Source organism: Streptomyces venezuelae (genome assembly GCF_008642295.1).
Taxonomy (GTDB): domain Bacteria; phylum Actinomycetota; class Actinomycetes; order Streptomycetales; family Streptomycetaceae; genus Streptomyces; species Streptomyces venezuelae_C.
On sequence record NZ_CP029190.1, the window covers coordinates 319,748 to 340,535 of the forward strand.

General features: G+C 73.7%; 20 protein-coding genes. 5 read left to right on the plus strand and 15 right to left on the minus strand.

Going from position 1 to position 20,788, the window contains the following annotated elements; translation table 11 throughout:
* Window positions 1–25: 25 nt before the first annotated feature.
* The 6 genes from DEJ50_RS01605 to DEJ50_RS01630 all read right to left on the minus strand — a co-directional run bounded on the left by DEJ50_RS01605 (window position 26) and on the right by DEJ50_RS01630 (window position 6,579).
* Window positions 26–1,414 carry an NAD(P)/FAD-dependent oxidoreductase gene (locus tag DEJ50_RS01605; protein WP_150205622.1) on the minus strand — a complete coding sequence of 463 codons (1,389 nt, stop codon included), beginning with the start codon at window positions 1,412–1,414 and terminating at the stop codon, window positions 26–28.
* Window positions 1,407–1,691 (minus strand): ferredoxin, encoded by a 285-nt coding sequence (locus DEJ50_RS01610; protein WP_150211813.1) that lies wholly within the window; start codon window positions 1,689–1,691, stop codon window positions 1,407–1,409. Before DEJ50_RS01610 ends, DEJ50_RS01605 begins: the two co-directional genes overlap by 8 nt.
* Before the next feature lie 139 nt (window positions 1,692–1,830).
* Window positions 1,831–2,397, minus strand: coding sequence for a hypothetical protein (locus DEJ50_RS01615; protein WP_317852512.1), 567 nt, complete (start codon window positions 2,395–2,397; stop codon window positions 1,831–1,833).
* A 204-nt stretch (window positions 2,398–2,601) separates the two neighbouring features.
* Window positions 2,602–3,258, minus strand: a complete 657-nt coding sequence (locus DEJ50_RS01620) for a GNAT family N-acetyltransferase (RefSeq protein ID WP_150205623.1) — start codon at window positions 3,256–3,258, stop codon at window positions 2,602–2,604.
* A 26-nt stretch (window positions 3,259–3,284) separates the two neighbouring features.
* Window positions 3,285–5,507: an FUSC family protein gene (locus tag DEJ50_RS01625; RefSeq protein WP_150205624.1), complete on the minus strand. Its 2,223-nt coding sequence runs from the start codon at window positions 5,505–5,507 to the stop codon at window positions 3,285–3,287.
* Between the two features lie 577 nt (window positions 5,508–6,084).
* Window positions 6,085–6,579, minus strand: coding sequence for a hypothetical protein (locus DEJ50_RS01630; protein ID WP_150205625.1), 495 nt, complete (start codon window positions 6,577–6,579; stop codon window positions 6,085–6,087).
* Between the two features lie 94 nt (window positions 6,580–6,673).
* Here DEJ50_RS01630 and DEJ50_RS01635 point away from each other — a divergent pair, with 94 nt between their 5' ends.
* Entirely contained in the window at window positions 6,674–7,294 is a 621-nt protein-coding gene (locus DEJ50_RS01635) for an L-threonylcarbamoyladenylate synthase (RefSeq protein WP_150205626.1), read from the plus strand.
* A gap of 48 nt (window positions 7,295–7,342) precedes the next feature.
* Here the strand turns inward: DEJ50_RS01635 and DEJ50_RS01640 are convergent, their stop codons facing one another.
* The 3 genes from DEJ50_RS01640 to DEJ50_RS01650 form a co-directional block, all read right to left on the minus strand.
* On the minus strand, window positions 7,343–8,884 hold the full coding sequence (locus tag DEJ50_RS01640; protein WP_150205627.1) for an aldehyde dehydrogenase family protein: 1,542 nt from the start codon (window positions 8,882–8,884) through the stop codon (window positions 7,343–7,345).
* A gap of 144 nt (window positions 8,885–9,028) precedes the next feature.
* Window positions 9,029–9,331, minus strand: coding sequence for a hypothetical protein (locus DEJ50_RS01645; RefSeq protein WP_150205628.1), 303 nt, complete (start codon window positions 9,329–9,331; stop codon window positions 9,029–9,031).
* Between the two features lie 83 nt (window positions 9,332–9,414).
* The gene (locus DEJ50_RS01650) at window positions 9,415–9,846 is read right to left on the minus strand and encodes a hypothetical protein (RefSeq protein ID WP_150205629.1); all 432 of its coding nucleotides are present in this window, start codon (window positions 9,844–9,846) and stop codon (window positions 9,415–9,417) included.
* A gap of 289 nt (window positions 9,847–10,135) precedes the next feature.
* Between DEJ50_RS01650 and DEJ50_RS01655 the strand changes: the two genes are divergently transcribed.
* A complete protein-coding gene (locus tag DEJ50_RS01655) occupies window positions 10,136–10,378 on the plus strand; it encodes a hypothetical protein (RefSeq protein ID WP_150205630.1) in 243 nt (80 codons plus the stop codon).
* A 173-nt stretch (window positions 10,379–10,551) separates the two neighbouring features.
* Here DEJ50_RS01655 and DEJ50_RS01660 read toward each other — a convergent pair whose 3' ends face one another.
* Complete coding sequence (locus DEJ50_RS01660) at window positions 10,552–11,229, minus strand: M15 family metallopeptidase (protein WP_223837521.1); 678 nt, start codon at window positions 11,227–11,229, stop codon at window positions 10,552–10,554.
* A gap of 408 nt (window positions 11,230–11,637) precedes the next feature.
* Here DEJ50_RS01660 and DEJ50_RS01665 point away from each other — a divergent pair, with 408 nt between their 5' ends.
* Together DEJ50_RS01665 and DEJ50_RS01670 are read left to right on the plus strand one after the other, a co-directional pair.
* Entirely contained in the window at window positions 11,638–13,671 is a 2,034-nt protein-coding gene (locus DEJ50_RS01665) for an RICIN domain-containing protein (protein WP_223837522.1), read from the plus strand.
* Between the two features lie 76 nt (window positions 13,672–13,747).
* Window positions 13,748–14,413, plus strand: coding sequence for a hypothetical protein (locus DEJ50_RS01670; protein ID WP_150205631.1), 666 nt, complete (start codon window positions 13,748–13,750; stop codon window positions 14,411–14,413).
* A gap of 58 nt (window positions 14,414–14,471) precedes the next feature.
* On the opposite strand, the gene DEJ50_RS01675 is transcribed toward DEJ50_RS01670, so the two are convergent.
* Window positions 14,472–15,308 (minus strand): class II glutamine amidotransferase, encoded by an 837-nt coding sequence (locus tag DEJ50_RS01675; RefSeq protein ID WP_150205632.1) that lies wholly within the window; start codon window positions 15,306–15,308, stop codon window positions 14,472–14,474.
* A 128-nt stretch (window positions 15,309–15,436) separates the two neighbouring features.
* On the minus strand, window positions 15,437–16,687 hold the full coding sequence (locus DEJ50_RS01680; RefSeq protein ID WP_223837523.1) for an amidohydrolase: 1,251 nt from the start codon (window positions 16,685–16,687) through the stop codon (window positions 15,437–15,439).
* 160 nt (window positions 16,688–16,847) lie between these two features.
* On the opposite strand from DEJ50_RS01680, the gene DEJ50_RS01685 reads away from it, so the two are divergent.
* Window positions 16,848–17,021, plus strand: a complete 174-nt coding sequence (locus DEJ50_RS01685) for a thiazolylpeptide-type bacteriocin (RefSeq protein ID WP_007268044.1) — start codon at window positions 16,848–16,850, stop codon at window positions 17,019–17,021.
* An 86-nt stretch (window positions 17,022–17,107) separates the two neighbouring features.
* On the opposite strand, the gene DEJ50_RS01690 is transcribed toward DEJ50_RS01685, so the two are convergent.
* From DEJ50_RS01690 to DEJ50_RS01700, 3 genes are read right to left on the minus strand one after another with little or no spacing between them, the layout of a single operon-like run.
* Window positions 17,108–19,051: a TOMM precursor leader peptide-binding protein gene (locus tag DEJ50_RS01690; protein ID WP_190344206.1), complete on the minus strand. Its 1,944-nt coding sequence runs from the start codon at window positions 19,049–19,051 to the stop codon at window positions 17,108–17,110.
* Window positions 19,048–19,803, minus strand: a complete 756-nt coding sequence (locus tag DEJ50_RS01695) for an ABC transporter permease (RefSeq protein WP_150205634.1) — start codon at window positions 19,801–19,803, stop codon at window positions 19,048–19,050. The genes DEJ50_RS01690 and DEJ50_RS01695 overlap by 4 nt, the downstream gene beginning before the upstream one ends.
* The gene (locus DEJ50_RS01700; RefSeq protein ID WP_150205635.1) at window positions 19,800–20,774 is read right to left on the minus strand and encodes an ABC transporter ATP-binding protein; all 975 of its coding nucleotides are present in this window, start codon (window positions 20,772–20,774) and stop codon (window positions 19,800–19,802) included. Before DEJ50_RS01700 ends, DEJ50_RS01695 begins: the two co-directional genes overlap by 4 nt.
* Window positions 20,775–20,788: the final 14 nt, after the last annotated feature.

Consider the following 20,788-nt stretch of genomic DNA (forward strand, 5'->3'; position numbering starts at 1 on the left):
CCGGGGTACGCGGGTCTGCCTCGGGTCAGCGCCCGGGGGTGAACGTCATCCGCCGGTCGGCCGGCGAGTATCCGCTGAGGGTCACGGTCGGTCCGTGCGTGGGCACCGACGGGTCGGGGAAGTCCGCGGGCATCGCCTGCCGGCCCTCGGGGCGGCGGTCGACGTTGTCGAAGGTGGGCGGGAACGGCGCGGTGGTCTCGATCAGCTTCTCGTAGAAGGGCAGCCAGCGGGCGTTGTCGAAGGTGACGGCGCCGATCACACGGCCCTGGTAGCCGTACACGCCCGTGAAGCGGCGCTCGGCGCGGGAGCCCTGGGAGATGACGATCTCGGTGCCCATCGACGGCACGCCCACGGACTTGATGTTCACGCCGAACTGGGTAGACCAGAAGGCCGGCACCCAGATGTGCGGGCGGCGTTCCGTGCTCTCGCTGAGCATGTTGTGGGCGGCTGTCTCCGCCTGGGAGACGGCGTTCCCCCAGTGTTCCAGGGAGAGGAACTGGTAGCCGAACAGCGGGTGGGGGGAGCGGGCCACGTCACCGGCCACGTAGATGTCGTCGGTGACGATGCCGCGGATGTCGAAGGCCCGGCAGCCGGCGTCGCAGGCGATGCCACGGGGTCCGGCACCGAGGCCGGAGCCGGCCAGCCATTCGGTGTTGCGGGTGGCCCCGAGGGAGACGACCACGATCTCGGCCTCGATGGTGCTGCCGTCGGACAGGTGGGCGCAGCGGACCCGGCCCGCGCTGTCCCCTTCGAGGCCGGTGACCATCACCCCGGTGCGCAGGTCGACGCCGTTCTCCCGCTGGAGTTCGGCGGCGACGGCGCCGACCACGCCGCCGAGGGCGCCGACGAGCGGGGCGTCGCCGCGTTCGGCGACGGTGACGTCCAGCCGGCGCTCGCGGCATGCCGAGGCGATCTCGGAGCCGGTGAACCCGGCGCCGATGACCAGGACCCGGCGGGGTCCGTCGGCCATCCGCCGGGCGAGCGCGGCCCCGTCGTCGCGGGTGCGCAGCACGAACACCCCGTCGAGTTCGGCTTCGGCCGGGTGCGGCCAGGGGCGGGCCCGTACGCCGGTGGCGATCAGCAGCCGGTCGTACGGCACCTCGTCCCCGTCGGCCAGGCGGACCCGGCGGGCGGCCATGTCGAGGCCGGTCGCGGCCGATCCGAGCCGCCACTCGGCGTCGATGTCGCGGCGGCGGGGCAGCGCGGTGTGCTCGGCGGGCGACCGGCCCAGCAGGACCTGCTTGGACAGCGGCGGCCGGTCGTACGGCTGGTGCGGCTCGTCCCCGATCATGGTGAGCGTGCCCGTGAACCCCTTCTCGCGGAGGGTTTCGGCGGCGCGGAGCCCGGCCAGTGAGGCTCCCACGACAACGATCCGGCCGGAGCGCTTGAGCTGCTCGAGGGTGCTGTCATGCATCGGCTGCCTCCCCGGGGGCCTCGGCTGCGGCGGTACCTCCGGACCCGGCAGAGCCCTGGGCTCCGCCCGAGGGTGCGGCGGCCAGGTCCAGCTCGTCCACCAGGATCGCCTGGACGGGGCAGGCCGCGACGGCCTGCGCGAGGCGGGCCCGCTGCGCCTCCTCGGCCTGCGGGTCGTAGAGCAGTCCCTCGTCCCCGTGCATCGCGAAGACGTCGGGCGCCAGGAAGGCACACTGCGCGTATCCCTGACAGCGGTTGAGATCGACGACAAGCCTCAGCAAGGTGCGGTCCTTTCGTGGCCCCGGGGTTCCCACGGGTCCAGCCTGCGCCGGGGAGCCGGGCCCGGCCCGCTCCGGCGGGCCGTTGGGGTGACGCCGGCCGGGAGGCCACGACGACCGGTCCGGCTCAGTCGGCGGCTCAGCCGGCGCGGCGGGCGGCCCGGAGGATGTGGATGCTGAGGACCAGGGACCAGGCCGGGAAGACCAGCTCGGACCAGGGGGCCGCGGTGCCCACGACCAGCAGGACCAGGCCCACCGCGTAGCCGAAGACGGTGAGCGGGCGGGGAAGGACTCCGAGCCGCCGTCCGATGGTCGCGGTCGCGAGGGCGAAGACGGCGGCCATCCGCATGGCGTAGGTCATCAGCAGCGTGTACGCGTAGTGGCGGCCGAACTCCGAGCTGGTGTCCTCGCCCAGTACGGTGCCGGCGGCGGCTGCGGAGCCGAAGAGGGTGGCGACGAAGATCAGTCCGCTGCCGAGGAAGACGGTGGCCAGGAACCGGTCCTCGGCCTCTCCCGTGTGCTCGCGGAGGGCGCCCATGAACCAGAGGAAGGCGATGCCGGCGAAGGGGACGAGGGTGAGGGCGGTGGTCACCCGGGACTGCTCGCCGGAGTCCAGCCGGGCATCGCCGGCGCCACCGGCGGGCAGGGCCGTCCGGACGAGCACGATGGCCGTGCCCAGCAGGACGGCGAAGACGATCCCGGCCACGCCGGCGGCCCGTGGCGTCCGCAGCCGTCGGTCGCCGGCGGCTCCCGATGCGCTCTGTCCCGCCCGTTCCGGCTGCCCAGTCCGTCCCGCCCGTCCCATCCGTCTCATTCGTCCAGCAAGCCGGGCTGGGGGCGGGGGTGCCAGCCGGGGCACCCGCCCGGGTGACAGACGGTCACGGGCGGGGACGGCTACGGGCGGGGGCCGCTACGCGCGGGGGCGGAGGAGGACCTCGCTGCCGATCGGGGTGAAGCCGACGGCGAGGAAGGCGCGCAGGGAGCGGGCGTTGCCCGGGGAGACGGCGGCGAAGACGGGCTCGCCCTCGGGGATGAGGGTGAGGGCGTCGAGGAGCAGGGAGCGGCCGAGGCCCCGGCCGGCCTTCTGGCCCGCCTCCTCGTCGAGCGCGATGCCGATCTCCCGACGTCCGGCGAGGCCGCGCCCGACCGTGACGAAGCCGCGCTCGTCCCCATAGACACGTACGTCGTTCCGTACGGAGCGGGCGTGCCGGACCCGGGGGTGGTCGTCGACGTCATGGCGTTCGGCGAGCCGGCCGGCGGTGTCGGGGGTGCCGGACCCGCGGGCGACGAGGCTGGCGTCGGTGACGCCGATCCAGCCGCCGGGACCGGCGAGGTGGCGCAGGAAGTCGGGGGCCAGGGAGAGGCCGAAGCCGTCCGGGCCCTGGGCGAGGACCTCTTCGGCGGGGAGGCGGGTGACGACGAAGGCGTGACCGGTGAAGGCGAAGGAGCACTCCAGCCCGCCCTCGAAGGGCGGCAGCACGGTCACGCCGCCGTCTATGTCGGGGAACCGCCCGTCCGCAGCCGCGAGCAGGTGGGCGAGCAGGGGGTGGGTATCGCTGTTGGTCATGCGGGGAACGGTATCCGGGGCGTTGATCAAGGGTGCGAGCGGGGCTGGGCGGCATCTTGGCCGTCGGCCTGCCCGTCGGCCCGGCCGTCAGCCTGCCCGTCAGCCTGCCCGTCAGCCCGGCCGGGTGCGCTCCGCAGGCTGGCGGTGATGCCGTCGAGGTCGGCCGCGAGGGAGCCCAGCCAGGAGACGGCGGCGTAGAACTCCCGCGGGGCGCCGGGGGGCTCGGCGTCGAACCCGGCACCCGGCGGGCCAGTGGCGGCGGTCGCGGGGTCCGGAGCGGGGGCCTCGACACCGGGGTCCAGGGGGGCGGGGTCGAGGGCGGCGGCGGTGAGCAGCATGCCGGCCGCGACCCGCTCGCCGAGGCGCATCAGGGTGACGGCGGCCTCGCTCTCCAGCGGCGGCGCAGGGGGCGGGGCCGGAGTCCCGGTCTCCCCGGGAGGCGGGCCGGGCGGGGTCAGCAGGCGCCGGGCGCCCCACAGGGTGTGATGGCCGGCCATCAGCGCCGCCTGCCAGTCGGCCATGGGCCGGCTGCCCGGGCCGCCCAGGCCGGTCCGGGCGCCGACGGGCTCGATCTGGTACTGCGCGAAGGCCGATTCCGCGAGGATCAGGTCGTGCTGTACCGAGCGGTGGGCGGGTGGCGGCAGGGCCTGCCGGGGGCCGCCCGCCACCACGGCGGCCGTGGTGGCCACCGCCACCTCGGCGGTACTGCGCAGCAGCACGGCCACCGAGCGGCGCAGTTCCTCGTGGGCGCCGCGGGGCCAGGCGAGCAGGCCGAAGACGGCGCCGATGGCGCTGCCGATGAACACGTCGACGACCCGCAGCTCAGCGAGCTGCCAGGTGGCGGGGGCCAGCTGGGCGAAGGCCAGGGCGACGACCAGGGTGAACAGGCCCTGGGCCCAGCCCACGCCCTTGACCGGGCCGAGGGTGAAGGCGCTGAGCATCAGCAGGGGCAGGGCGACGGCGTACACCGTGGTGTGGGTGCCGACCAGGGTGAGCACCAGGGCGGCGACCAGGGCACCGAGCAGGGTGCCGATCAGTGCGTTGCGGATGGTCGTACGGGTCTCGGTGACCGTGGTACGGGTCAGGGTGAGGGTGGCCAGCATGGCCCAGAACCCGTGCGGCAGGGTGTCGAGGCCGGCGACGGCCCGGGCGGCGGCGAGCGCCAGGCTGATGCGTACGGCGTTCTGGAAGAACACCGAGCGGCGGCCGGCGTGGCCGATCAGGCGGCGCCACCACAGCTGCGGGGCCTTCAGGTGCGCGTACCAGAACCGCCCGGGGTCGGTGCCGGCCGCTGCGGCGCGCCCGCGGACCGCGATGCCGGTTCCGGTGGAGAGGGTGAGCGCGGCGTCCGCAAGCTCGATGAGCGCGGCCTGGCGGCGCAGGGCCGCCGGGGGGTCGGACGGGCCCGCGGCGGGGGCGGGAGCGGGGGCCGCGATGGCCGCCCGGCTCCGGAGCAGGGCGGTGCGGGCCTCGCCGGGCGAGGTGGTGCTGCGGGCTTCGCCGCGCAGGGTGACCGCGCTTTCGGCGGCCACCTGCCGGATGTCGTGCAGCAGGCCGGTCCCGGCGCCGGGCGGGGCCGGGCCGGAGCCGGGGGGCGGGGCGGGCAGCCGGGACAGCCGGTCCAGCAGGGTACGGGTGGCCAGCCCGGTGTGCGCCAGGGCCCGCTCCCGTACGGAGGGCCCGGCGGGGCGGTCCGCATCGGGCACCCGGGAGGGGCGCAGGGCCTGCCCCGCGTCCCGGGCGGCCTGGCGGGCAGCGGCGGTCAGGGCGTACGGCGGCCGGCTCAGCTCGTCCGCGCAGCGGGCGGCGGTGTCGGCGGCGCGGGCGGCGAGCTGCCGGTAGGAGGTGCCGGGCGGATCGGGGAAGAGGTACGCCTCGGCGAGGATCAGCAGGCCGATGCCGAGGGTGGCGCCGATGAGGCGCTCGTCGAGGGTGTCCGGGGCGTACGGGGGGAAGCAGGGCAGGATGTAGAGCAGCTGGAGGCCGGGCGCGGCCCCGGCGGGCCGGGGTCCGCCGACGGCGATGAAGGCCAGGGCGAACCCGATCACCAGCATTCCGGCCACCGCGGTCCAGGTGCTCACGGCGAGGAAGGTGCCGATGACCACGAGCAGCCAGCAGGCGGGCACCAGGCGCAGGATGGCGGCGGCGCGCTGGCGGCCGGTGCCTGGAATCCGGGAGAGGCCGGCGAGGGAGACCGCGGCGAAGAGGGCGTAGGTGGCGGCGATGGTCTGGCCGAAGCCGTAGAGCATGAGGAAGAACCCGGCACAGGCGGCAAGCGTGACCCGAGCCGACCGCCGAGCGGCCCCCCGATATGCCTCCCACCACCGCCCAGAACCGACGCGATGCCCGCTGGCCGGCCCGACGCCATGCCCGGCGGCGGGAGCGGAGCCCGGGCCGGTGCCCGCGCCTCCCTTGGCGGCGCCGCCGGCCGAGACAGTACCTGGGCCCGCAGCCGGGCCCGGGCTGCCACCGGCCGAGCCGGCGCCCGCGCCGGTGCCTGGGCCGGTGCCCGGGCCCGGAGCCGAGCCTCCCCCGGCGGTGCCGCTGGCCGAGCCGGTGCCCGGTCCCAAAGCCGGGGCCGAGCCTCCCCCGGCTGCGCCAGCGCCCGGGCCGGTGCCCGAGCTGGTGCCCGGGCTGGTGCCCGGGCCCGGAGCCGAGGTCGGGGGTCCCCCGGCTTCGCCGGGGACAGTGTCGCCGCCTGCGCCGAGGGCTGGGGCTTCGGCGGCGCCGCAGGCCGCGCCCCTGGTCAGGCCGCTGGCTGGGCCGGGGGCCGGGGTGACGGCCGGGGGGTCGCCGGGGTCGTGCTCAGCGGACATGCCTCCAGGATCACGCCCCGGGCCCGGTACGGCGCGGCGGGGCCGGGCGGGGGGCCGGACGGTACGGGGCCACCGCGGCGGAGGGGTCGTCGGACGGGGTGGCCGTCCGACGGACGCGGGCGAAGCAGCGGGTGAAGGCGATCGCCTCGTCCAGGTGCAGGGCGGCGGGGGCGGACCCCGGGCCCGTACCCGTACCTGCGAGGCGGTACTTGGTGAGCTGGACGGATGGCTGCGGCTCGTACGGGGCGTTGTGCTCGACCTCCGCAAAGCCCTCGCCGCCAGGCCCCCACCGCCCCGACACCTGCCAGGTGTAGCGCAGCGCAAGGCGGCCCGGGCCGGGGCAATGCCAGCGGAAGCGGTCGACCGCCAGGACCGTGCTGATGCTCTCGAACCTGCTCCAGCCCCGCCCGTCGGCCAGGAACACGAGTTCGCTCGTCTCCATCGCGCCCACGTCAAAGGGCGCGCTGTGCCATATACCGAGCAGGCGGTCGTCCAGGAATGTCATTTACTGATCATCCACGGTCGCCCTCGGGGGCCACCCGATCGTTCCGGCCCTCCCCAACCGCCGGCCGGCCCCCCGCAGGCGTACCCTCGGCCGAATGGCGAAGTACTTTGACGTGCACCCCGAGAACCCCCAGCGGCGCACCATCGGCAATGTGGCGGACAGCATCCGTTCCGGCGCGCTCATCGCGTATCCGACCGATTCCTGTTTCGCGCTCGGCTGCCAGCTCGGCAACCGCGACGGGATCAACCGGATCCGGGCGATCCGCAACCTCGACGACCGGCACCACTTCACCCTGGTGTGCGAGAACTTCGCGCAGCTGGGCCGGTTCGTGCACGTCGACAACGACGTGTTCCGCGCCATCAAGGCGGCGACCCCGGGCCCGTACACCTTCATCCTCCGGGCGACCGGCGAAGTGCCCCGCCAGCTGCTGCACCTGAAGAAGAAGACGGTGGGGGTCCGGATTCCCGACCACACCGTCACCCAGGCCCTGCTCGCCGAGCTCGGCGAGCCGCTGCTCTCCAGCACTCTGCTGCTGCCCGACGAGGACGAGCCCCTGACCCAGGGCTGGGAGATCAAGGAGCGGCTCGACCACGTGGTGGACGCGGTGGTCGACTCGGGTGACTGCGGCACCCGGCCGACCACGGTCATCGACTTCTCCGAGGGCGAGGCCGAGATCGTCCGGCGCGGGGCGGGGGACACGGCCCGCTTCGAGTGAGGCCCCAGCCCACCCCCACGGGCCCCGCCCCGCCCCGCCCCGCCCCCGTCATGGCATGAGCTGGTACTCCGGGAAGTTGCCCGGCAGCCGTTCGCCGGCCGGCCCCTCGGTGACGGCGTGTACGAGCAGTTCGCCGCCGACGAACGCGCCCCGCCAGGACGCACCGAAGCCCCCGAACAGCTCCTCCCGGTCCCCGCGCGAGCGGGGCGCGCCGTGGCCGATCTTGAAGGCCCGGATCTGCGGGGCGAGCCGGGTGAAGGTCTCCGGGGTGTCGGTGGACAGCGTGGCCACCAGCGCGCCGCCGGAGGCGTTCATCGCCGCCAGCAGCTCCGCCTCCGTGTCCACCAGGACCACGGTGTCGACCGGGCCGAAGGGTTCCGCGTGGTAGAGCGGCGAGGAGGTCGGCGGGTTGAGCAGGGTGAGCGGGGCCAGATAGGCGGAGGTGTCCTGGCCGGGCAGGAAGCGGTCCGGGTCGAGGGTGCCGCGGAACAGCGGTACGGCCCCGCGTTCCACGGCCTCGGCGGCGTGCTCGCCGAGTTCCTTGGCCTTGGCGGCGTTGATGAGCGGGCCGAAGTCCAGCTCGGGCAGCGGGTCCGCCGGGTCGGCCACCGCGAGGGGGTGCCCGGTGCGGATCTGGCCGACAGCGGGCAGGTACGCGGCCAGGAAGGCGTCGAAGGCGCTGCGCTGGACGACGAAGCGGGGGTAGGCCGTGCAGCGCTGCTTGCCGTAGTCGAACAGTTTGGGGATGGCCGCGGAGAGGGCGGACCAGTCGGTGTGGTTCCACACGCCCCAGGTGTTGAGGCCTTCCTGCTCCAGGATGTGCCGCTTGCCGAGGTCGGTGACGGCGGTGGCGATCCGGGCGCCGGTGTCACGGCCCCCGACGAAGGAGACGCAGCCGATCTCGGGCGACCGGACGAGCGCCCCGGACAGTTCGGAGCCGCTGCCGCTGACCAGGGTGACCGGGATGCCCTCGCGCCGGATCAGTGCGCAGGCGAGCGTCAGGCAGGCCAGCCCGCCGTCGGTGGGGGTCTTGGCGATGACCGCGTTGCCGGCCAGGGCCTGCACGAGCATCGCGTGGACCAGCACGGACATGGGGTAGTTCCAGCTGGCGATGTTGGAGACCGGGCCGGCGAGCGGGCTGCGGCCCTCGGTCATGGTGTCGATGTGCTCCAGGTACCAGCGGACTCCGTCCACGGCCCGGTCGACATCGGCCTGGGCGAGCCGCCAGGGCTTGCCGATCTCCCAGACGAGCAGCAGGGAGAGGAGTTCGCGGTGTTCGGCGAGGGCGTCGAGGGCGGCACCGACCCGGGCCCGGCGCTCGGGCAGCGGCACGTGCCGCCAGTCCCGGTGCTGGTCGAGGCTTGCCCGTACGGCCTGTTCGGCGGCGGCGGAGTCCAGCCGCGGCGGGCCGGCTATGGAGCTGCCGTCGACCGGACTGGTCGCGGGCAGGCTGTGGCCGTCGGGCTGCCAGGAGCCGGCCCAGAGGTTCAGCACGCGGTCGTCACGGAAGGCCTCGGGGGCGACGGTCAGGGCCCGCTGCCAGGCATCGGTCCAGGCGGTGCCGGGCTTGAGGGCGAGGGTGGGTGCCATCTGTGGTTTTCTCCGCTCAGGGGGTGGGCGGGGCAGGGAGGTGGCTCGGATACGGAGTACGGGGGTCCGTGGACGAGTGCTGCGACCGTACGGGCCCTCCGTACAGCCTCGCTGGTGCCGCGGAGGTGCGGCGCTGCCCACCCGCTACCCGCGGGGCTCGGCCGGCTGCGGACGCCGGGCCGCGGTGACGGTTCTGACGAGGTATTCGGCGGCCTCGGCGAGCTCGTCGTGGCGGTCCTGTTCCGCGGTGAGCTCCATCTCGCCGCGCAGCGCCTGCTCCGTCCGCAGGACGGTCGCCCTCGGCACGGGCACGCGCTGGCCCGGCCGCTCGGTGAACGGCCGGAGTTCCGCCGCCAGGGCATGGGCGTCCGCCGACCGGGCGCGGCGCAGGGAGAGGAACAGGCGGGCGAGGCGGTCTGCCGGGATCTTCACCATCGGATCAGTCATACCGATCTCAACGACACCGCCGGTCGGGCGTGGCGCCCAACCACCCGACCGGCACCGGAACGACCGGGGTGCAGGGCCTCGGCTCAGGGGCACTTGTGCTGGGTGGAGGCCGCCTTCGCCGCCTGGTCGAGCTTCTGGGCCTGCGGCTGGAGCTGGGTGACCGCCTGCTGGCCGGTGGTGTCGCCGGGCAGGTCCTCGTAGCCGGACTTCAGGTCGCCGGCCGCGTCCTCCAGGGCGTCCCGCTCCGCCTCCCGCAGATCGGCGGCCGACTTCTTGACGTTCTCCCAGTCCGTCTGGACGGCGTCATACGCGTCCTTCAGCTGGTCCTTGGTCGCGGAGGCCGGGTTGAGGGCGGTGAGCTTGGCCGTGTCCGCCTTGAGCAGGTTCAGATCCGTGCACAGTTGCTGCGCCGCCTGGGTGGCCTCCTCCTGGGGGCTGGAGTCGTCGGAGGTACAGGCGGACAGGGCGAGAGCGGCAGCCGCGACGGCGGCGGCGGTGACCGGGAAGCGCTTCACGGATTCCACCTTCTGGTGAGGGGGTGTGTCCCGTTCAACCTGGCACGGGGTCCCGGGCTCCGCATCCGCGTGCCACCCGAACGGTCCCCCCGACGCGACCACCGGCCGGATCATCCGGCCATGCGTTCGGGATGACGCCGCGCGACTACCGCCGCGTGACCGGGGCCGACGCCATGCACGGATGGACAACACTCCTGCACTGTCGTCCAAGGCCGTGAGCCGGACGGGGCGGTTGACTGAGGCCACGCAAGGTTCGGCGACGCCGGACACGAAGACCAGGGAGGGAAACATGCGTACACGAATCTGGGCCTCGGGGATCGCGCTGGGGGCCGCTTTACTGGTGGGCGGAACCACCGCTGCCACCGCGCAGACGGCGCCGGCGGCAGCGTCCGTCGCGGTCGTTCCGGCCGACGAGGTGTTCATCGGTTACTACCCCAGCAGCACGGCGTGCCACATCGCCGGGTCGTCGATGTCCGACGACTACACGTGCATACGCAAGGGCACCCGATGGGCCCTGTACATCTACGTGTAGCGCCTCCGCTCTAGGCCGTCTCTTCCGGATCTAGCCGGGCCCGCGCCGCCCGGCACCGCACCTCGCTGCGTTGTCGAGGCGCCCAAGTACGCCCAGTACAAGGGCGCCTCTCCGCCTTGCGATGCACGGCGCCGGACGACGCGGGCTCACCGGCAAGATCCGAAAGAGACGGCCTAGTCGCCGTTGGCGGAGAAGTGCTGGTAGTCCGGGTTGGTCCAGCGTCCGCCCCAGTGCCAGCCGATCTCGCGGAAGGCCGTCGTGACGGCGTCGCCCGCGACGATGGTGCCGGGGCGGTCGGGGGTGCGGGTGAGGTAGGCGCGGCCTTCGGCGGGGTGGACGACGCCCTGGCGGTCCACATAGGGGTTCTCGACCGGGTTGATGTCCACCGCGTCGCCCCAGGCGTGCTGGGAGAGCTGACGCGCGTCCCCCGTGACCCGGCGGCAGTTGAATCCCGAGGTGTTGTCCTCGGCCATCGCCCTCCCGTCGTCGCCGCCGTATTCCGCCATCACCCGCATCCGGCGGATCGGGAACCTCGCCTCGAAGGCCTTGCCGAAGGCGTGGATCAGGGGCCGGACGGCATTGCGGTGGACGATCAGCTCGCCGCGGTGGATCTGACCGTCGAAACCCCAGTGGTTCATCCGGATGAGTCGCAGCCGCTCGGCGGGGACCGGGCAGCCCGGCCGGTGGCTGTCGCCCAGCTTGTCCTGCGGTACGGCGGTGACCTGTGCGGACAGGGCCGGCAGGGCCGGGGCCTGGAACCGGGCCTTCGGGGGCTGTGCGGTGCAGGACAGCGTCGCGGTCGTGCCCAGGAGCAGGGCGGCGGCAGCGGCGGTGGCTGAGGAAGTGCGCACGCGAATCACGGTACGGCCGACTCGTTGTGCTCACCACTGGTGACGAGGGGAATTCACGAGGTGATCAAAGGGTGAATCTTCTACTGAATTCCCGTCAATAACCCTCGGCCGATTATTTCGATTGCATAACGACGCCGCCCGAAAAGGCCTGGACCAATGCGCGCAACGCGCGTAACTCCCCTGTTTTTCAAAGGAGTTGAGATGTCATCAGATTCTGCGGTCAGGTAACGGAACGGATTCTTGCGACAGGCTCCGCTTTGTCCGAATTCTCCGGCGGGATGGTCTGGCAGGCTTCCGCGCACCCACTCTCCTGACCAAGGAATTGAGGTGCGCATGTCTAAACATCGAAGACTGAATGACCGTCAACGGCGCCCGCGCCGCGGACGCTTCATAGGCATCACCGCCGCCATGGCCGTGGCGGCGGTGGTTGCAGGAGGCTTCGCCTACGAGGCCGGCCGGTCGGACTCCGACGGGGCTGCTGTCGCCCGGCTGGGAGCCCATTCGGCCGATATCGCCGTACCGGCCGCCGCACCGGCCCGGGACGAGGAACCGAAGCCGATCGAGAAGAAGCCGGCCAACGAGCCGGCCCGGGGCATGGTCTACGACGGGCTCAAGGTCGCGCCCAAGGGAGACCGCTGCGTCGGCGTCTACAGCACCGATGCCGGCCACTGCACACACGGCCCCGATGCGCCGCCCAAGGGCGTCGACATCAAGAAGGACACCCCGCCCGCGGTCAAGACCACGGCAGCGGCGGCCGACCCGGCCAAGCCGGCGACACAGGACCCGGCCCCCGGGCAGGACGGCGAGCGTTCTCAGGACACGCCCGCCGTCGACGCCCAGGCCGCAGCCGTAGCGGCTGCCGCGAGCCCCTCCGCCCCGCCCCGGCCCGCCGCCGGCGCCGCCGGTACCGCACCGGCCGCCCCGCAGGCCGCCCCGGCCGGCCAGGCCGTCCAGTGCGACGGCGACGGCAGCACCGGCAACCGCGTCCAGGTGGTGTACGTCCACGGGCCCGGCCGCGACCGGTTCTCCCAGTACGTCGCCTCCTTCCGCAAATGGGCCGCCGACGCCGACCTCATCTACTCGGCAAGCGCCCAGGAGACCGGCGGCACCCGCCACATCCGGTACGTGACGGCGGCGGACTGCACGCCCACCGTGCTCAACATCGAACTCCCGGACTCCGCGCTGGCCGAATTCAGCGCCACCAACCGGGCGCTGGCCGGCAAGGGCCTGGACCGCCGCGACCGCAAGTACATGATCTTCGCCGACAGCCAGGTCTACTGCGGCATCGGCACCTTCAACGGGGACGAGCGGCCCGGCCAGTCCAACCTCAGCAACTTCGGCCCCTCCTACGGGCGCACCGACACCGGCTGCTGGGGCGGCCACACCGCCGCCCACGAACTCGGCCACAACCTGGGCGCGGTGAACAACAGCGCCCCCAACACCAGCCGGGGCGCGCACTGTACGGACGAGTGGGACGTCATGTGCTACTCGGACAGCCCGCACTACCCGAAGATGCGCAACGTCTGCACCAACCGTGCGGCCGAGAACATCCTCGACTGCAACCATGACGACTACTTCCACACCAGCCCGAAACCGGGCAGCTATCTGGCCACCCACTGGAACATCGCCGACAACCAGTTCCTGATGCGGACCAAGGGCGGCGGCGGTACGGACCCGGGTCCGGGCCCGAACCCCAAGCCGACTCCCAGCCCGAAGCCGACGCCCTCGCCGACCGCACCCCGGCCCGGCAGCGGCCCGGATGTGACCGTGGGGCAGATCCAGCCGGACTCGGTCGTGGTGAGCTGGCCGCAGGTCACGGGTGCCGCCTGGTACCAGGTGCAGTTCAACGGCAAGCACCTCACCTGGGTGCAGGGCACCGCGCTGCGGATCTACAACCTGCGCCCCGACACCTCGTACACCGTCGCGGTCTCGGTACGTGATGCCCAGGGCCGGGACAGCGGTCCCGGCAAGACCGCGTCCTTCCGCACCTCCGGCCCGGGCGGCAGCACCACCGCTCCCGGCACCCGTTACCTGCTGGCCAACGGCAGCACCGGGATGAACGCCGAGCTGTGGGGCGGCCGTTCGGCCGACGGCACGGTGCTGGTCGGCTCGCAGGGCAACGGCTACGCACAGCAGCAGTGGTACTTCGAGGACGCGGGCAACGGGCTGGTCCGTATCAAGTCCGCCGCCTCCGGCAAGTGCCTGCAGCCCGGCGGCACCCCTGCCGACGGCATGTGGGTGGCCCAGCAGCCCTGTGCGGCCGGCAACGGCGCCCAGCAGTGGAAGCTGGCCGCGAAGGGGGCCTCGGTCACGGTCACCGACCGCAGCGGAGCGTACGCGCTGACCGTCAGCAGCCGCCCGTACTACGGCGCCCGGCTGCTGGACCTCCAGCGGGTGGACGGGCGTCCGTCCCAGGTCTGGACGGTCCGCAAGGCCGGCTGATCCGGCATCCACCAGCGGGTCGGGCGGGCCGTCACGGGGCGGCCCGCCCGGCCGGCCGTCACATCGGAGGATGTGCATGCGCAGAACAGTCAGCAGAACAGCCCGCAGAACCGCCGGCAGAACCGTCCTGCTGCCGGTGCTGCCGGTGCTGGCCGGCGCCCTGGCCCTCGGCGTTCCGGCCCCCGCCGCCGCCCACGGCGACACCCTGAAGGTGGTCGTCACCGGGCACCGGGAGGGACATGTCACCACCCAGGTGACCTGGGAGAACGACGGGGACCCGGTGGAGGGTCCGGTCGCGGCCACGGTCAACGCGGTGAGCGGCGACGGCACCCGTACCGCGGGCCCGTGGAAACTCGTCCGCGACGGCGGTACGGGAGGGGCCGACGGCACGGCCTGGTCCACCGCGGAGGCACTGCCGGCCGGGCAGTGGAAGGTCACCGTGGAGGCGGGTTTCCCCGGGCTGGGGCGGGGTGAACGCGAGCTCACCGTCACGGCGCCGGGCCCGGTCGCCGCCCCCGCCGCGCCCGCCCCCGCCGCCCCTGCCGCCCCCGCGTCCGCTGCTCCCTCAACCCCGCCCGCCGCTCCCCCGCCCTCGGAACCGGGCCGGGCAGCGGCACAGGAGGCGGACGGCGGCGGCTCGCGCTGGATCGCGGTGGCCGGGGTCGGCGTGGCGGCCCTCGCCGGGGCCGGCATCGGCCTGTGGGTACGACGTTCCCGGGAGCGGCGCCGACGGCTCGGCTGACGGCCGGGCTGACGGCTCGGCCGTACGGGCCGGATCCGGTCGGGGGGGCCGGGCCCGGCTACATGTACTCCGGGACGAACGGCAGGTAGTCCTCGGTCCCGGAGGGAATCACGGCGTAGCTGCCCTCGGGGAGCTCGTTCCACACACCGGGCAGGTATCCCAGGGGCTCGGAGACGATCAGCCGGGTGGCCTCCGAGACCCCGCGCAGGAAGTCCACCTCGGGATGCAGCTGCCGAACCGTTTCAGCGCGGCTGCTGTAGAACAGTGACCGCGATTTACGCTCGCTGGAGTACCGGAATGCCCAGACCCGCTCGCCGTCGGCCACCGCCACGGTCATCTGGAGCGGGTTCGGCACTCCGTGCTCCTTGCCGAGCCGCTCCACCAGACCGGCCATCCGGGCCACCGAGCCGGGCACGTCCTGGTCCAGTCCGTAGGTGACGGCCAGGTAGAACATCACCTCGGAGTCCGTCGACCCCTCGATCGAGGGGAAGAGGGCCGGATCGACCGCCATGCACAGGTCCCGGCGGAGCCGGTGGAAGTCGGTGATGGAGCCGTTGTGCATCCACATCCAGCGCCCGTGCCGGAAGGGATGGCAGTTGGTCTGCTGGATGGCGGTGCCGGTCGAGGCCCGGACATGTGCGAAGAACAGCCGGGACCGGACGTGGGCGGAGAGTTCCAGCAGGTTGCGGTTGTTCCAGGCGGGGCCGATGTCCCGGAAGACCGCTGGGGTGCCGTCCCCGTCGGCGCTGTACCAGCCGAGGCCGAAGCCGTCCCCGTTGGTGGTCTCGACACCCATCCGGGCGTGCAGGCTCTGGTTGATCAGGGAGTGTTCCGGGCGGTACAGGACCGTGTCGAGCAGGATCGGCGATCCCGAGTAGGCGAGCCAACGGCACATGACCGGCCATCCCTTTCCCCGCCCCTGTTCGAGGGTAGCGCCGCGCCGGTCGGGATGCCGGGTGGCGCGCCATGCGGCCCCGGGGCCCAGTACGCCCCGGCCCGGCCGCACGGCCCGCTACGGGCCGGCTACGGGCCGGCGGGGGTGCCGGCCGGGAACCCGGCGAGGGCGGTCCGGGCGGCGGAGACCAGGGCCCGCACGCCCGCCGGCAGCGCGGTCCTGGGGTCGGGGGCGAAGTCCGGAGCGTGGTTCGCGGGCAGGGCGGCGAGCTTCTCGGCCGCGGTGGCGCCCGGGGCGGCGGCCCAGGCGGCGGGGCCGATGGTGCCGAACATCCAGTAGGCCAGCCGGATGCCGTCGCCGCCGTAGTGGGCGAAGTCCTCGGTGGCCAGGGTGGGCGGCCACATCGCGACCCGTTCGGCACCGAACTCGGCCGCGTGGGCGGCCCGGACCGCGGCCGTGGCCGCCGGGTCCGGGTGGGTGACCGGGGAGGCGGACACCCGGTCGATCTCCGGCTCCCGGGGGCAGGCGGCAGCCGCGCATTCGGCTCGGACGATGCGTTCGACCGCGTCCGCTGCGGCGGCCAGCGCGCGCTCGCCCACCGCGCGGACGGTGATGCCGAGTTCCGCCCGGCCTGGGATCACGTTCGCCCGGTCGCCGGCCCGGAAGGAGCCGACGGTGACGGCGACGGGTTCACTGGGTGCCGCCTCCCGGGCCACCACCGTCTGGAGCCGGGTGACCACGTGGGCGGCCGTGACCACGGGGTCGACGGCCAGGTGGGGGGCGCCGGCATGGCCGCCCCGGCCGTGCACGACCACCCGGAAGGTGACGCTGCCCGCGGTCATGGGCCCGTATCCGTGCGCCACCATGCCCGCGGGCAGCGGTGCCGCATGCTGGGCGAGCACGGTGTCCGGGCGGCCGAACCGCTCGTAGAGTCCGTCGTCGAGCAGGGCGCGGGCTCCGGTGAGGGTTTCCTCGGCCGGCTGGCCGGCCACCAGCAGGGTGCCCCGCCAGTCGGTACGGGAGCCGGCGAGCAGCGAGGCGGCGCCGGCCGCGGCGGCCAGGTGCAGGTCGTGGCCGCAGGCGTGGGCGGCCTCGCCCTCGCTCGCGTAGGGCAGGCCGGTGGTTTCGCGCATCGGCAGCGCGTCGAGTTCGGCCCGCAGCAGGACGGTGGGGCCGTCCCCGTTGCGCAGGGCTCCGACCGCGCCGTGTCCGCCGATCCCGCGGGTGACCTCGTACCCGGCCCCGGTCAGCCAGTCGGCGAACCGCCCGGCGGTGCGTTCCTCGGCGCCGGACAGTTCGGGGTGCCGGTGCAGGTCCAGGTAGAGGGTGGTGAGGGGCCGCAGCAGCTCGCGGAGCGGGGCGGCGGAGGCGGAGGTCATACGCTCCATGATCGGGGCGGGCCGCCGGGGCGGCTCTGACAGGTCACTGACACCTTGTGTCAGCGGCTCGCGGGGGGAGGTGACGGCGGCCCGGGATCTGATGGGTGCGGGCACCGGCCGGTGCCCGCACGCCGCTTCCGCCTCTGCACAGGGAGTCATCATGGAGAAGTCCCCGCTGGCCTCGCTCGCCGACGAGATCCTCGAGCTGGAGTCCGAGACCTTCGAGATCTCCGACTACTCGGACGCCAGCGAGGTCGTGCTCGCCGGTTCCACCAGCTGCAGCTCGACCTCGACCTGTTCCTCCACCACCAGCACCACCTCCTGCTCGGCCTGACGGCCTGAAGCCTGTCGGCCCGGGATACGCGGATGCCTCCGGCCCCTGTCACAGGGGCCGGAGGCATCCGGCGTTAAGGGAACGGGTTACGGGAACGGGTGCGGCACCATCCGGATCTCGTCGTCCGCGAGGTCGTGGGCGCGCAGGCCGCCGCGCCGGGCCGCCGTCCGCAGTCTCGGCATGAAGGGGGCCCGCTGCCGGGACCAGCCGAAGTCGATGGGCAGCAGCCCCGGAACCAGCGCGCACACGGTGCGCAGTCCGATCCTGCGCTGTTCCGGGGTGGTCTGGTCCACGACGATCACATCGTGCCCGGCCCCGGTGAGCTCCCCCACCACGGACAGCAGGTCCTCGCGGAGGTCGGTGGTGGCCGGCCGGTCGCCGTACAGCTCGTCGAGGGTGCGTATGCCCGTGGGTTCCAGATAGCTGCGGGCATGTTCGGCCATGGCGGGCAGCCCGTAGAGCTGGGCATGGTCCTTCAGATGGCGGACCTTGCCGAAGTCGGCTGCCATCGCCTCCAGTTCGGTACGGCGTTCGGCGACCTGCCCGGGCAGGTGCGGGATGTAGGTGAGGACCTCCGAGAGGGCCGCCTCGACGGCCGCCGCCGGGTCCAGGGCGGCGCCCGCGCCGAAGGAGTACAGTCCCGGGCCCCCGTCGCGGCGCACCGCCAGGGCCGTCACCACCGGGACGGCCAGGTCGATCCGGTTGTCGAAGGCGTGCACCTCGTAGCCCTGGAGGGCGGCCCGGTCCGCCATGGTGCGGACCGCCGGGCCGGGTACGGAGTCCAGGTCGATGGCGGTCAGCCGCTGGCCGCCGTACCAGGCGAGGAGGAAGGCGTCGCGTTCGACGAGTTCGAGGAGGGCGCCGAGCAGCGCCTCCTCGGTGCAGCTGCCGATCGCGCAGCCGTTGGAGCATTCGAAGACGAAGTTGTCGGCGGCCAGTCCGGCGCTGTAGTGGACCAGCCGGGCCGGCACCAAGACCGGCCGGTCGTCGCGGAGGGAGTGCCCGTACACCCAGGGGATGGGGCGGTCGGGGTCGAAGGGGGACAGCAGGGGGTCGTCCCGGTAGGTCTGCGCGGGGTAGAGCCCGCAGGCTGCCGGGTGCAGGGCGCGGTCCCCGAGCTCGGTGTAGGAGGCGGTGAGGAGGGTGCTGCCGGTGCGGCGGTGGGTGCCGGCGTACCGTTCCAGGCCCTCCAGGTGGGCGAGGTCGCGGCTGGCCGCGAAGCTGTTGGCCTGCCCGCTCCAGGTGACGTCGGTCAGGCCGGCGTACCCGCGCATGAACACGCTGCCCGCGACCGGGGCGGTGGTGGGCGAGGTGACGTTGATCCAGGTGCCGCCGCCCAGGACCCCGGTGACGGGGTTGGCGAGCGCCGTGTACGGCATCGGATAGGAGGAGGCGGGGCGCAGCCGGGCGGCGCCGGGGGCGGGTTTGGGCCGGGACTGCGGGGTGAAGGGCGCGGGGGCGTCGGTGCCGCGCGGCCCGCAGTCGGGGCAGAGCGGGTCGGCGAGCAGCGGGTGGGTGCGCACCGCGTATGTCTTCAGGTCCAGCCGGGTGACCTGGGGCAGGGCCCGGTCGGCGGGCTCGGGTCCGGGGGCCCGGACGGCGGTTCCGTCGCCGTGACCGTGGCCGTTGGCGTGGCCGTTGCCGTGGCCGTCGAACACGGCCGTGTGCAGCGCATGGGCGGCGTCGAGTGCGAAGGCGGGCAGCCGGGGCCAGTCTCCGGCCACCGTGGTCGGGGCGCCCGTCCCGGTCTCCAGAGCGTCGCGCTCGCTGCGGCTGCGCAGCCGCTGCCAGCGCATGGCCAGGCAGCGTCCGCAGGCGGGGGCGGTGCCGTCGCCGCCCCAGGGGCCGATGAGGACGGCCTGGGCGGTGAGATGGACGGTGGCGGTCGCCCGGGTGGCGGCGTACGGGTCGGCGGCGCGCGGCCCGAGGGCGTCGTGCACGCCGACCGTGACCACGTCCGCTCCGGTGCCGCGGTCGGCCAGGGCCTGGGCGAGCTGGGTCCTGGCGGCTTCCAACGGGGCGGTGGTCATGGCCGGTTGCTCCAGCGGAAGGTCTTCAGCCCGATGGCGCCGAAGAGCAGCGCGAAGCCGAGCAGGGCGGCACAGCCCAGGCCGATGGTGCCCAGGGAGCCGCTGCCGGTGAGGGCGCCGGTTGCGGCGTCGTTGAGGTAGCGCAGCGGCAGGACCCGGGAGACCTGCTTCAGCCAGTCGGGCATCATGTCGAGCGGCAGGAACGAGCCGGACAGGAACGCCATGGGCACCATCAGGCAGTTGGCGATCGCGGCGACCGCCTCCGGGGTGTTGGCGTAGGTGCCGACGATCACGCCTATGGCCATGAAGGCGGTGATACCGAGGACCAGGGCGGGCAGCACCAGCGGCCAGCGCCCGTCCAGCCGGAGTCCGAAGCCGGGGAGCATGGCCACCGCGACGAACACGGCGGCCTGCACCACGCCCACGACGAGGGCCAGCACGTACCGGGAGGCCAGCACGGTGGTGAGGGGGGTGGGGGTGAGCCGGATGAGCCGCAGCAGGTCGTCGCGCCGCCACTGCATCAGGGTGAAGGCGATGCCGAAGACGGCCGCGTTGGCGACGCCCCAGGACATCACTCCGGGGGCGATGTACGAGATGTAGGGGCGGCCGGACTCCTCCACGTCCTGGCCGCTGAAGATCAGGCCGAAGACGACGAGGAAGAGGAGGGGGAAGGCGAAGGTGAAGAACAGGGTGGCCTTGTCCCGGACCTGTGCCCGGTAGCCGGCGGCCGTGAGGACCGTGTACGCGCTCATGCCTGGTACTCCGTGACCGTGGTGGGGGTTTCCGGTGCGCCGTCGGACGTGGGGGCCGCGCCGGTGAGTTCGAGGTAGACGTCTTCGAGGGTGGCGGTGCGGGTCAGTACGCCGTCGAGCCCGGTGAGGGCGTCGACGGCCTGGAGGACCCGGCCGGGGACGGCGGTCTCCAGGACCAGCGAGCCTCCCTGGACACTGGCCCGGTCCACCCCGGGCAGCGCAGCCGCCTGCCCGAGGTCGATCCGGCCGGCGGGCAGCAGCAGCCGGGACGGTGCTCCGGCTGCCGTGACCAGCCGGTGCGGGGTGTCCAGGGCGGCGATCCGGCCGCCGACGAGGATGGCGACGCGGTCGCACAGCGCCTCGGCCTCGTCGAGGTGGTGGGTGGTGTACACGATGGTGCGGCCCTGGCTCTTCAGTCCGCGCAGCACCTCCCACAGGTCGCGGCGGGCCTGCGGGTCCAGTGCGGCGGTCGGCTCGTCCAGGAAGATCAGCTCGGGCTCGTGGACCAGGGCGGACGCGATGGCCAGGCGCTGGCGCTGGCCGCCGGACAGGTTCTCGACGAGTACGTCCTGCTGTCCGGTGAGTCCGACCGCCGCGAGGGTCCGGTCGGCGGCGGCGCGGTCGGCCCGGTACAGGCCGGCGACGGTGACCAGGTGTTCCCGTGCGGTCTGCCGGACGAAGAAGGCCGAGGCCTGGGTCTGTACGCCGATCCGTGGCAGCAGGGTGGTGTTGCGCGGCCAGGGGCTGTGGCCGAGCACCCGGACGGTGCCGGAGTCGGCCTCGCGCAGCCCCTCCATGATCTCGATGAGGGTGGTCTTGCCGGCGCCGTTCGGGCCGAGCAGGCCGAGGAACTCGCCGTGCCGGACGTCGAGGGAGATGCCGTCCACGGCCTGGCGGTCGCCGTAGCGTTTGCGTACGTCGGTGACGGTGATGGCCGCGGGGTGCTCGGGCGGGATGCTGTCAGTGGTCATGGGTGGTGCGTCCC